Origin of the sequence: Lunatibacter salilacus, assembly GCF_009797935.1 — a bacterium.
Classification (GTDB): domain Bacteria; phylum Bacteroidota; class Bacteroidia; order Cytophagales; family Cyclobacteriaceae; genus Lunatibacter; species Lunatibacter salilacus.
In genome coordinates this window covers 1-12,107 of sequence record NZ_VOLC01000035.1, presented here as the reverse complement: position 1 = coordinate 12,107, position 12,107 = coordinate 1, and the positions used below count along the sequence as shown (strand labels likewise).

General features: G+C 42.8%; 11 protein-coding genes and 1 riboswitch. Of the genes, 3 read left to right on the top strand and 8 right to left on the bottom strand.

The window, feature by feature from the left end:
• The first annotated feature begins 179 nt into the window (after positions 1-179).
• From FQ608_RS26860 to FQ608_RS26850, 3 genes are all read left to right on the top strand, one after another.
• Positions 180-1,385, top strand: a complete 1,206-nt coding sequence (locus FQ608_RS26860) for an NAD(P)-dependent oxidoreductase (protein ID WP_158861603.1) — start codon at positions 180-182, stop codon at positions 1,383-1,385.
• A 2-nt stretch (positions 1,386-1,387) separates the two neighbouring features.
• Positions 1,388-1,951 (top strand): Crp/Fnr family transcriptional regulator, encoded by a 564-nt coding sequence (locus tag FQ608_RS26855; RefSeq protein ID WP_158861602.1) that lies wholly within the window; start codon positions 1,388-1,390, stop codon positions 1,949-1,951.
• A 75-nt stretch (positions 1,952-2,026) separates the two neighbouring features.
• Entirely contained in the window at positions 2,027-3,235 is a 1,209-nt protein-coding gene (locus FQ608_RS26850) for an MFS transporter (protein ID WP_158861601.1), read from the top strand.
• A 4-nt stretch (positions 3,236-3,239) separates the two neighbouring features.
• On the opposite strand, the gene FQ608_RS26845 is transcribed toward FQ608_RS26850, so the two are convergent.
• The 8 genes from FQ608_RS26845 to metE form a co-directional block, all read right to left on the bottom strand.
• Positions 3,240-3,914 carry an ATP-binding cassette domain-containing protein gene (locus tag FQ608_RS26845; RefSeq protein WP_158861600.1) on the bottom strand — a complete coding sequence of 225 codons (675 nt, stop codon included), beginning with the start codon at positions 3,912-3,914 and terminating at the stop codon, positions 3,240-3,242.
• Complete coding sequence (gene modB / locus FQ608_RS26840) at positions 3,907-4,584, bottom strand: molybdate ABC transporter permease subunit (protein WP_199856487.1); 678 nt, start codon at positions 4,582-4,584, stop codon at positions 3,907-3,909. Before modB ends, FQ608_RS26845 begins: the two co-directional genes overlap by 8 nt.
• A gap of 5 nt (positions 4,585-4,589) precedes the next feature.
• Positions 4,590-5,357 carry a molybdate ABC transporter substrate-binding protein gene (gene modA / locus FQ608_RS26835; protein ID WP_158861599.1) on the bottom strand — a complete coding sequence of 256 codons (768 nt, stop codon included), beginning with the start codon at positions 5,355-5,357 and terminating at the stop codon, positions 4,590-4,592.
• A 344-nt stretch (positions 5,358-5,701) separates the two neighbouring features.
• On the bottom strand, positions 5,702-6,052 hold the full coding sequence (locus FQ608_RS26830; RefSeq protein WP_158861598.1) for a winged helix-turn-helix domain-containing protein: 351 nt from the start codon (positions 6,050-6,052) through the stop codon (positions 5,702-5,704).
• 421 nt (positions 6,053-6,473) lie between these two features.
• Entirely contained in the window at positions 6,474-6,896 is a 423-nt protein-coding gene (locus tag FQ608_RS26825; RefSeq protein WP_158861597.1) for a PIN domain-containing protein, read from the bottom strand.
• Entirely contained in the window at positions 6,893-7,120 is a 228-nt protein-coding gene (locus FQ608_RS26820) for a hypothetical protein (RefSeq protein ID WP_158861596.1), read from the bottom strand. The genes FQ608_RS26825 and FQ608_RS26820 overlap by 4 nt, the downstream gene beginning before the upstream one ends.
• Positions 7,121-7,304: 184 nt before the next feature.
• A complete protein-coding gene (locus FQ608_RS26815) occupies positions 7,305-8,303 on the bottom strand; it encodes a 3-keto-disaccharide hydrolase (RefSeq protein WP_234364427.1) in 999 nt (332 codons plus the stop codon).
• A gap of 173 nt (positions 8,304-8,476) precedes the next feature.
• On the bottom strand, positions 8,477-10,777 hold the full coding sequence (gene metE / locus FQ608_RS26810) for a 5-methyltetrahydropteroyltriglutamate--homocysteine S-methyltransferase (RefSeq protein WP_158861595.1): 2,301 nt from the start codon (positions 10,775-10,777) through the stop codon (positions 8,477-8,479).
• Between the two features lie 204 nt (positions 10,778-10,981).
• Positions 10,982-11,171: riboswitch (cobalamin riboswitch) on the bottom strand.
• Positions 11,172-12,107: the final 936 nt, after the last annotated feature.

Below are 12,107 nucleotides of genomic sequence, written 5' to 3'. Positions count from 1 at the left end.
ATGAAATCGAGCATGACGTAGCCGTCACACACTGGGATGACTATCAACCATGCGAGATTCCATGTGACCGCTGAAAAAAAATTATAGACACATGAAATCGAGCATGACGCAGGCGACGCACGGAGGGATGATTATAATTGCGAGATTCCATGTGGCCATTAAAAAACAATTATAAACACATGAAAATAGGCTTGATCAGAGAGTACAAAGTTCCCGCCGACAAAAGGGTAGCATTCAGTCCAAAGCAGTTGGCCCATCTTCAAATGTATTATGAAAACAGAATGGAGTTCAAGGTGGCCCCTAGTCCTGACCGTTGCTTTACCGATGAGGAATACCTTGCAAAAGGTATTGAGGTTAGTGATGATTTGACGGACTGCGATATATTAATGGGGGTGAAGGAGGTACCTATCCCTGAACTGATTCCGGATAAGACCTATTTCTTTTTTTCCCATACCATTAAAAAGCAACCCTACAACCAACAACTCCTTCAGGAAATACTCCACCGCAATATCCGCCTAATCGATTATGAAGCATTAAAAGACAACACCGGACAGCGGGTAGTGGCATTTGGTCGTTGGGCGGGATTAGTCGGGGCGTATAACGGACTCTGGACTTATGGGCAAAAGTCCGGTTTATATACGCTCAAGCGTGCCTTCGAGTGTCATGACCTGCATGAATTAATGGAAGAGCTGAGAAAGGTCGAATTGCCGCCAATAAAAATTGTAATCACCGGAGACGGAAAGGTAGCTAGGGGTGTCCTGGAAATTATGGAGGCGGTAGGTATACAGCGGGTTACTACCGATGACTTTTTGCGTGCATACTATGAAGAGCCTGTGTTTACCCAATTGGCCGCGGCAGACTATAATCAGCGCAAAACTGACGGTGGGTTTGACTTACAGGAGTTTTATGAATTTCCGCAACAGTACGAGGGGTGTTTTACCCCGTATACCGAAGTCAGCGACATTTTCATTGCCGCAGCCTATTGGGACCCGCTTGCCCCAGTGCTGTTTAAAGCCTCCGAAATCTCCAGCCCGGATTTCAATATATCCGTAATTGCGGACATTACCTGCGACATAGATGGCTCTATCCCGACCACCATCCGACCCACGACGATAGCGGATCCTGTGTATGACATAGACAGGGAACGTTTTGAGGAACTGCCTGCTTTTGGCAAGCAAAACAGCATCTCAGTGATGGCCATAGACAACCTTCCCTGTGAATTGCCCCGGGATGCCTCCGAAGACTTTGGGAGGCAACTGAGCGAACAGGTGATTCCTGAGTTCTTTGTGTCAGGTTCCACTGTGATTCGCCAGGCTACAGTTGCGGAAAACGGAGAATTGACAACTTACTTTGCTTATTTGGCTGATTATGTGAACGGGCAATAACAATGGACGAACTTTTTAAATACTTTGACGAGTTTTACAGCCTAAACGGGGAATCCAGAGAGGCTATAGAAGGAATTTGCTCGGAGATTCAAGTCTCCAAAAATGAACTTTTACAGCCTTTTGGACATACCTGCAAGACAATCTACTACATCAAATCAGGAATTGCCCGTATTTTCTATTATAAAGACGGGGTAGACATTACGGAGTATTTTGCCTTTGAAAACAACATCGTAGCCCGAGTCGAAAGTCTGTTTACCGGAAAACCCTCTAAAAAGGCCATACAGATTCTGGAAGAAAGTCAAATTGTTGCCATTCAGGTCCCAGGGCTTTTTCGGCTGTATGACAGATTTCCCCAAATAGAACGCCTTTTTAGATTAATCTTTGAAGCGGGATATGTAGAGACGGTTAATCGTATGGAAAGCCTACAATTTCATTCTGCCGAAGAAAGGTACCTTGACTTGCTTAAGAAACCCGACATTATTCAGCGTATTCCTTTAAAACATATTGCGTCATACCTTGGCATCACCCAAGTAAGCCTAAGCCGCATCAGGTCTACACTGAAATGACAATTTAACAATTGTTAAAGGAACTCCCTTTTTCTTGAGGGAACTTTGTCTTTCTATCTAAGAATGAAAAGATAAATGGAAAAGCATGCGGTAAAATTAGGGCTTAAGGAAAATTGGCGGCAGTTTTTACTCCTAGTCATCGTCAATGGATTTGTGGGTGGAATGGTGGGATTGGAACGATCCATCCTCCCCCAATTGGCTACCGAGGAGTTTGGTATGGTAGCTAAAACAGCCATTCTTTCTTTTATTGTTGTTTTTGGAGTGACCAAGGCTGTAACAAACTATTTTGCGGGAGCATTTGCCAATAAACTTGGCCGGAAGAGACTTTTGGTAATCGGCTGGATCTTTGCCATCCCAATTCCTTTGCTTTTGATGTATTCCCCTACTTGGGAATGGGTGATTCTGGCAAATGTGTTTCTTGGCATCAATCAGGGTTTGGCTTGGAGTAGTACGGTAGTCATGAAAATCGATTTGGTTGGTGAGAAGCAACGTGGCTTGGCAATGGGGCTCAATGAATCTGTGGGGTATATGGCTGTAGCAGCCATCGCATTTCTGACCGGATATATAGCCGCTGAGTGGGGAATCAGGCCTTATCCATTTTATTTGGGAATTGCCCTTGTAGTAGCGGGTTTACTCAGTAGTATCTTTTTGATTAGGGATACACGACATCACTTAGCCAAAGAATCCATTGCTCCATCTAATATCCCCCAAATGAGGCAGATTTTCTGGGAGACGACTTGGAAGAATAAAAATCTAGGTTCCGTTACCCAAGCCGGTATAATCAACAACCTAAACGACGGAATGGTCTGGGGTCTTTTCCCAATACTTTTGGCGTCAAGGGGATTTGACCTGAAACAAATCGGCATTATTACTGCCATCTATCCGGCTGTGTGGGGACTAGGGCAATTAATTACTGGAAAAATGGCAGATATCTTTTCCAAAAAAAAGCTACTGTTCAGTGGCATGCTACTCCAAGGTATTGCGTTGCTCTTGCTGGTTTGGGCTGAAAGCATGGCTCATTTTATTTTTCTTTCCATCCTTCTCGGTTGGGGAACAGCTATTGTTTATCCTGCGTTTTTGGCTGCGGTAGCAGAAAACACCCACCCTCAAGACCGGGCTGAGAGCATTGGTATTTTCCGGTTGTGGAGGGATTTGGGATATGCCATAGGGGCCGTCATTACCGGAATATTAGCGGACAAGATTGGCTTGGAGGCTCCTATAGTTTTTATAACTGGACTTACCTTTGTATCGGCATTAATTATTCAAATCCGAATGAAAAATTAACCGTCTATTTCGTAAAGTAAAGGTTCGGTTCACCGTCATAAACGAAACTTCCATTTTCCAACACCCATAGGCGTTCACTCAAGCGGGTGATTTCTGCCGCATCGTGACTCACGACCAGTGTAGTTAATTGAAAATCCCGGTGGAATCGCAGAATATATTCCTGCAAGTTTTTCCGCATTTCCCTGTCAAGGGCAGAGAGCGGTTCGTCCAGCAGCAGGAGTTTTGGTTGGCGAAGCATGGCTCTTGCCAGGGCTACCCGTTGTTTTTGCCCACCAGATAGCAGTTGCGGCCTTTGATTGGCTAACTCCTGCATGCCGATGATTTCCAGCATTTCCCTTAGCAAGGATTTATCTTTTCTTTTTTCCAAGGCAAATTCCAGGTTTTCCAGCACAGTCATATTTGGGAATAGGGAGTATTCCTGAAATACCATACCTATGTTTCTGTGCTGGGGGCGAAGGTTTATACCGTTTGCCGTATCCAACCAAACCTGCCCTCCCACTTCTATAACGCCTTCGTCAGGAACCATCAAGCCTGCCAACATTCGTAGAATACTTGATTTGCCAGCACCCGAGGGTCCATATATGCCCACGATCTCCCCGGATTGCATCTGACAATCAACTTGAAGTTGGATATCTCCTCCCGCCCCAGTTAATTTTTTCCTGAGCTTTATGTCAATCATAGCTAAGAAGTGAATTTTTCTGATGGTTAATGAAATAGGTAACCATCAACACCAAAAATGAAAACCCCACCAAAATCAGGCTATAGGTATTGGCAACCGCATAATTCATTGCCTCCACCTCGTTATAAATAGCCACGGAAATAACCCTTGTTTCCTCCGGTATATTTCCTCCCACCATCAAGATTACGCCAAATTCACCCACAGTATGTGCAAAAGTTAAGACAGCCCCCGTAAGCATGGCATTTTTCATATTGGGAAGAAGTACCCTTCTAAGGGTTACCCGGCGGCTTTTACCCATGGTGTAGGCAGCATCCAGCCAAGCTTTGGGAATGGAGGCAAAGCCGGACTTTAAAGGCTGCACCATAAAAGGTAGGCTGTAGATAACAGATGCCACAACCAGACCGGGAAAGGTAAATACTAAGCGAAGGTCAAAATAGTTATCCAAAAATTTCCCCAAGGCATTTTCCGGACTAAAGGCTAGTAACAGATAAAATCCTAACACTGTCGGCGGCAATACCAATGGCAAGCTCACCAATGCCTCCACCATAAACTTAACCCTAAAGCGGCTAAAGGCCAGCCAGTATCCCAAGGGAATGCTTAGCACAAACAGAATCATGGTGGTCAATAAGGCCAGCTTGACAGTCAAATAAAAGGGGGCAGTTTCCAGCATATGCTTTAGGGTTTTGTAAACCCGTATTCCCGTAAAATAGCAACGGAAGTTTCGCTTTTCAAAAATTCAAAGAAAAGATTCACTGGATTTTTACCGGAACCGTATTTAGTAATCACCCCTCCCTGAATTAAGGGTTGGTGACTCGTCTCGGGAATAAGGTAATAGGGAGATGTATAGCGCTTCATTGCCGGTGAAAGTGCCAGGGAAAGGGCAATGATGCCAATGTCTGCCGCACCCGTTGTTACAAACTGGGCCGTTTGCGAAATATTTTCTCCAAATACAAGTTGCTTTTCAAGCTTCTCAAATAGATCATAATGAACCAGTGCTTCCTGTGCCCGCTGTCCGTAGGGGGCGTGACGGGGATTGGCAATAGCGATTTTTTTAACACCGGGATCATTTAGGGCCTGTATTCGCTTTTCTTCCGTATTGATTTTTCTGCTCCAAAGCACCAGCCGCCCGACACCGTACGGGAATACTTCGGAGGCTGCATGTCCCTTTTCGCTCAATTCCTCCGGGTACCGGATATCTGCGGAAAGATAGATGTCAAACGGGGCACCGTTTAGGATTTGTTCGAACAATTTCCCCGAGGATCCATAGATGGGTTGAATGGTGGCTGTATTTTGCTGTTGGAAAACGGCTATGATGGAATCAAGTGCGAATTTTAGGTCGGAAGCAGCGGCGATTCGGATGGGTGCTTGTTTGCCTTGGCCAAAAGTGGGCTCGGCAAGTGTAAAGGAGATAAATAAAAATAATAGTGAAAATAGTTTTTTCATAGTTTCAACACTGACAAAATAGGCTGTACCGTATACCAAATCGATATATATTCAAATATATATCGAAAGATATTAAAAAGTCGTCAATTTCATTGAATACGGTATTCTTTATTTGCAGGGATTTATCGGGTGCAGGTTCATATTTTAAAAGAAAATCGACCAAAAAGGGTACAGAACCACAGAAAGTTAAGAGCCTGAAAGGACGGAAAACTATTCCTTAACAACCGAAGTACTTGCCTGTAGTCAAGTACTTCTTATGAAAAAAACCTTCCAGGTTTAAACCATTTAATTTGAATATTTGACTCGTTATCACAAAACCTGGAAGGTTTGCTTACTTCAGATATTTACAACAAATCAAGCAGGTTTTCTTCCGCCTCTGCTACATTTTTAAGTTGGGCATTAAGATTTTTAAATAACTCAATAACTTGAAGGGCATGGGGGGTCAATTCGGCACCACCACCCATCTCCCCACCCTTTTTCAGTATAACATAGGGTTGCTGACCACGGGCATTTAAATCATTAATCATGTCCCAAGCCTTTTTATACGACATGCCCATGGTTTTAGCGGCTTTGGAGATGGATCCTTCCTGTTGAATTCCCAGCAGCAACTGCATGCGTCCCGGACCAAAAAACTTCTCCCCCTCCAGGGTAATCCAACATCGCAGGCGTATTTCCAGGTTTTTTTGTGGGGGCATGATATGGAGTGTTTAGTTGCTCCGGGTAAAAATAGGAAAATGTTGGGGAAGATTTATCGGTTTTTTCCAGCCTATGAGTAGTTCTTCATAGGAATTGCAAATTCCATGCGATTACAAATCACGGGGAGTCGCTGTTCGACATTTGCAATGTCGAACGACAGATAAAAAGGATTTGCAATCCTTGTCACGGGTAGTTAGCTTGGAATTAGCCGTTTATTATGTGTCCCTCCAAGTCTAAATCTACACAACTTAAATATTCCACCATCTGACTGAATCTATCTTTTATAGTAGAAAAGTCAGTTTCAACCTGACTCGAACATATGAAACCTAACTACTAAAGGAGACGTAGAATTTGATTTTTTGATAAGACGAGGTGTATATTCTCAGATAAAAATATTTACTACACTAATCTAAAAAATTGTTACAATGTCTTTAAAAAATTCCCGAACAGCATTACATTTTTGAACCCATTCTTTCTCAGTCCTTTATAAAGCGGGATATCCCTAGTCAAAAGTGGTAAATCTAACTGCATTGACAAAGCTACATAACTGATGTCCTTGATATCAATTTGCTCAATAAGTTGTTCTGATTTAGCGAGAATAAACTTTTCCATGACATACTGCGGTAGTATCGTTACGTTTGCAAATACGAAATAAGTCCAATCTGTAAACTCGATTTTAGATTTCTTTGTCTTTCCTTTTAAAGAGTCTTTGTATTTCTCTACTTCTACTAGTGCAAAATCAGGAAGAATGAAGCTATAAAAGGATAAAATAGGTTTGTAACCTGCCTTGCCGCTTATGAGTATGCTCATCAAAACATTGGCATCAATTACAAAATCTGTCATCTGCCTATAAGGTATTTATGCTTTTCTTGTTGCCAAGCTAAATGTCTTTCTGTTTGCCATTCTTTATCGTTTTGAAGGTCTATCGATTCCAAGTCTTCCAAAACATCTTGCGTTGCTGTTTTAAGGAGCATTTTCTTCACAAAATCCTGCAAGTGGGTTTCAACCTGCTTATGACCAACAGATTGAACAACGCTTTCGTCTAATTGTATCTTAAATTCCACCATTGTAGCTAAATTAAGGTGTTACAATAACACTCATTTAAAGGTAAAAACCATACTTGCTTCCCTATCGTTAAGATCAAGTGAATCTGGAATATCTATTGTTATTGTTCTCCTACTGTGAAGTTAATCATTTTTCTGAAAACGTTTCGTAGGTTTTCAAAGTTCTCCAAATCAGTTCATAAATCGATCATTCTACAGGTGTCAACACAATATTCCGATAACTTACGCTTCCATGATCACCTTGTAGAAATACGGGGCCGGGTGCAAGTACATCGGCACTTATGGCACCACCTGTTGGTCCCCAGGCTGGTTCGTTGTCGATGATCTTTTTGCCGTTTAAAATTACGGTAACGTGCCGATCAACTAAGGTAATATCCATTGATTGCCATTCACCCGGTTGTTTTTCCGCAGCCGTGCTGGGCGTAACTCTACTATATAGCGCTCCCATATTGTGTGAATCCACCGACTTGCCATAGGAATCCACCACCTGAATTTCATACAACCCCCGGAGGTAAACGCCGCTGTTACTTCCTTCCGGCACATTTACCTCGAGTTTAAGATTGAAGTCTTTGAATTCCTGCTTGGTGCGTATGTTCCCATAGGAAATGCGATCTCCGTTTTCCGGCTGTTTGGGATCGTTTACCAAAATTCCATCTTTCGCCATAAACCCGTTCTTTTGGTTGGGGTTAATCAATTCCCAACCTGTCAGGTCCTTGCCATTAAATAAGGTAATAGGTTTTCCATAGGTGACTTTTGACAGGTCTGGCTTTTTCGGCATGGGAGGCATTATGCTGCCCGTAAAATTGGTCAGGTACTCGCCGTTTCTTCCAGGCCCAGTGACGGTTCCTTTTAGGGAGTCCCCGGTTTTCTTTATTCTGAGTGTATGCGTAAGGGTATGGCTTCGTTCGTCATTCTTCCGGGAGACCGTTGTTCTGGTAACAACAAGTGTGTTTTCATCTGCGAGATATACATTTGATACCGGCAATACGCTTCCGCCGATCCATAGTAGTTCTGCATCCAGAAACCCCTTTTCCTCGTTGACATGAAGCCATCCGACCCCTCCACCTTCTATTTTCAGACCCCACATCCCGATAAATGGGTTGGCCAACTGGGTTTTGGAAAATGCAGTGCCAAAACTACTTAATAAAATAATGAGCAATAAACTAAGGTTGATGGTATTTTTCACGGGTCTATAATTAGTTTCTTCTTTGGATTTGCATCCAATTTAGGGATTAAAATTGAATGTAATATTATAAATACCCTGTTTAAAGGGAAAAAGGGGCAAGATGTATTTCTCGTTACTCACTTAAAAATCCCCACCTGCCCATCTGAAGCAGGTGGGGAAAGCACTTAATTAGTCTATCGCACAGACTGCCGCATCTGCTTTGCAGCCTCCACCATGTTTTTTAACGCCTCACGGGTTTCATCCCATCCCCGGGTTTTTAGGCCGCAATCAGGATTTACCCAAAGGTGTTCATGAGGGATTACGGTGGCTGCTTTTTGAAGCAAATGAACCATCTCGCGTACTTGGGGAACCCGGGGAGAGTGGATATCATATACCCCCGGCCCTATCTCATAGGGATATTTGAAATTGACAAAGGCATCAAGCAGCTCCATCTCAGAGCGGGAAGTCTCAATCGTAATCACATCGGCATCCATATCGGCAATCGACTGGATTATATCGTTAAACTCGGAATAACACATATGGGTATGGATTTGGGTCTCATTTTTTACCCCACTGCATGACAACCGAAACGCCCTGACCGCCCAATCCAAATAGGTAGCCCAGTCCTTCTTTCGAAGGGGTAGTCCTTCCCTTAATGCCGGCTCGTCAATCTGGATAATTGCTATTCCCGCAGCCTCAAGTGCCGCTACCTCATCCCGAATAGCCAGTGCAATCTGCCGGGTGGTAAGGCTTCTGGGCTGGTCATCCCGTACAAAGGACCACTGTAAGATGGTAACAGGTCCTGTAAGCATTCCCTTCATGGGTTTGTCCGTATGTTGCTGCGCATAAGTGGTCCAGCCTACAGACAAATCCTGACTTCGCCAAACATCTCCATAGAGAATGGGGGGCTTTACACAGCGGCTTCCGTAACTCTGCACCCATCCGGCCTGGGAAAAGGCAAATCCTTCCAAAAGCTCACCGAAATATTCCACCATATCGTTACGCTCAAATTCGCCATGAACCAAGACATCCAGCCCAATTTCCTCCTGCCAGCGAATGGCATCCACCGTAGCGGCTTTAATTTTTTCATCATAGGTTTCGGGTGAAATTTTCCCGGATTTCAACTGGGAACGCAACTGACGGATATCCGTTGTCTGCGGAAAAGATCCAATAGTAGTCGTGGGAAATAAAGGCAGTCCCAACTTGTCACGTTGGGCTTTTTGCCGGATAGGAAAAGGCGCTTTACGTTTGTAATCGGATTCTTGAATAGACTGAATGCGGTCCCTCACCTTAGGGTTATGAATCAGGGATGAAACGCTTCTGTTTTTGATTGAGCTCTGGTTGGTTTCCAAATAGTCTTTGGCGGATAGGGACGCAACCGGAGACAACAATTCCTTAAGCTTGGCTACTTCATCGAGTTTTTGCCTGGCAAATGCAAGCCAGTCTTTAATTTCCGGATTGAGTTTAATCTCTAGGTCCAGATCACAGGGAACATGCAGCAAAGAGCAGGATGGCGCTACCCAAACCCGTTCCTTTCCCAATTGGTCTATGGCTTTCTGCAAGGTATCCAGAGAATATTGGAGATTGTTTTTCAAGATATTTCTTCCGTCTACGAGACCTAGTGATAGCACAGTTGTTTTGGATAGCTTGGGATGTGTCAGGATATCCTCCAACTGGGAGGAGCATCGTACCAAATCCAAATGCAAAACGTCTACAGGCAATTTTAAAGCCGCATCCAAATTGTCACCATAGCAGTCAAAATAATTGGCCAAAATAAGTTTCAATTCAGGGATTTCTTTTCTGAATGTCTCATAGCAGGTATGAAGGAAATCCTGCTCTAAAGGAGTTAGATCTAAGGCAAGAAACGGCTCGTCAAACTGAATATACTCTGCCCCGTTGGCTTTCAGTTCTTTAAGTAAATTCACATATACCGGCAAAAGAGCAGGTAGTAATGACAGGCGGTGAAATCCAGACTCTTTTTCTTTCCCCAACAGTAGATAGGAGACTGGACCAATAAGGACAGGTTTTGCCTGAATCCCCAGTTGCTTCGCTTCCAAAAATTCACCTACTACCTTTCGGCTGTCAAGTTGAAAGGTCTGGGATATTGAAAACTCCGGCACCAAATAATGGTAATTGGTGTCGAACCACTTGGTCATTTCCATGGCCGTCACATCCACCTTTTCATTTTGCAGGCCCCTTGCCATCGCAAAGTACCCCTCCAGAGGGGTGAGGGAATCGTTGAACTTTTGATACCGCTCTGGAATGGCACCCAGAGTGACCGTCATATCCAGTACTTGATCATAAAGTGAAAAATCATTGACAGGAATAAGGTCAATACCTGCCTGTTGTTGGATCTTCCAATTTTGCCTACGGATTTTCAGTCCGATGTCCATAAGATCCTTGGCGGTGATTCTGCCTGCCCAGAAGTTTTCGCAGGCTTTTTTCAATTCACGTTGGCTACCGATTCGCGGATAGCCGAGATTGTGTGTACGCATGTTGCTTGTACGGTTAAAAGGATTAGAAAATAGTTTTATCCCTCAGAAAAATCAGCCCATTGCTCAATTCGAAAAAGTGAAAGACATATGTAAGCGCATAGGGGCATACGAATCCTAACCCAACCATTTTAGAGGTAAGGGGAAAGATTTTCTAAACCACAAATACGATTATCACCTGACTTTCCGCTCCAAATCGCGAGAGCATGGGTCAAAACACCGGCGGCAAGTCTCCTGGCTTGTAACATTTTGGCCGTCCTTCTCATCCCGAATTACAGGATAATGGAACTCTGGGACCAAAACTTTGCAGTTACTTACAGTTGCGCGACAGCCCGTGATTTTCACACGATTCCTTATTAATCAGCATCTCTGCCAAACCGCCGGTGTGTTGATAGAATCTATCCGAAGAAATTTGGCCCAAATATAGATGTATTTTTTTAGACTTCAAGATGTGGGGGTATGGTTGATAAGTTGTTGAGTTTATAAGTTGATGAGTTTGATAGGTAGTTGAGTTGAGAAGTTGGAAAAAAATAGAAATTTTGGGAATAATTCATTGAAGCCAATAAAGCCCGAATGTTAAAAACCTTTTAACTAAAAAACTCATAAACTTATCGACTTATAAACTGCTTTGTTTAAAGTTGTTGAGTTGGTAAGTTGTTAAGTTTGAAAAAATAGCAGTTTCGGTGCAATTTTTATAAATTAGACAGTTGGCAACAAAGGAGGGAAAGGTGACGATGGATGTTAAATACCCTTCAACCATCGACTTATAAACTAAATTGTTTAAAGTTGTTAAGTTAATGAGTTGATAAGGGAAAAGGTTGAAAGATGAAGTTTTGGTGCATTTTCTTTACCTTGAACAGTTGGTAAAAATGAAGGGAAAGGTGAAGACGGATGATAAATACCCTCCAAATTTCAACTCATAAACTTATCGACTTATAAACTAAATTGTTTAAAGTTGTTGAGTTTGAAAAAATAGCAGTTTCGGTGCATTTTTTATAAATTAGACAGTTGGCAACAAAGGAGGGAAAGGTGACGATGGATGTTAAATACCCTTCAACCATCGACTTATAAACTAAATTGTTTAAAGTTGTTAAGTTAATGAGTTGATAAGGGAAAAGGTTGAAAGATGAAGTTTTGGTGCATTTTCTTTACCTTGAACAGTTGGTAAAAATGAAGGGAAAGGTGAAGACGGATGATAAATACCCTCCAAATTTCAACTCATAAACTTATCGACTTATAAACTAAATTGTTTAAAGTTGTTGAGTTGATAAGTTGATGAGTTGATGAGTTTGGAAAAAAGGAAGTTTCGGTGCATTTTTTATAAATTAGACAG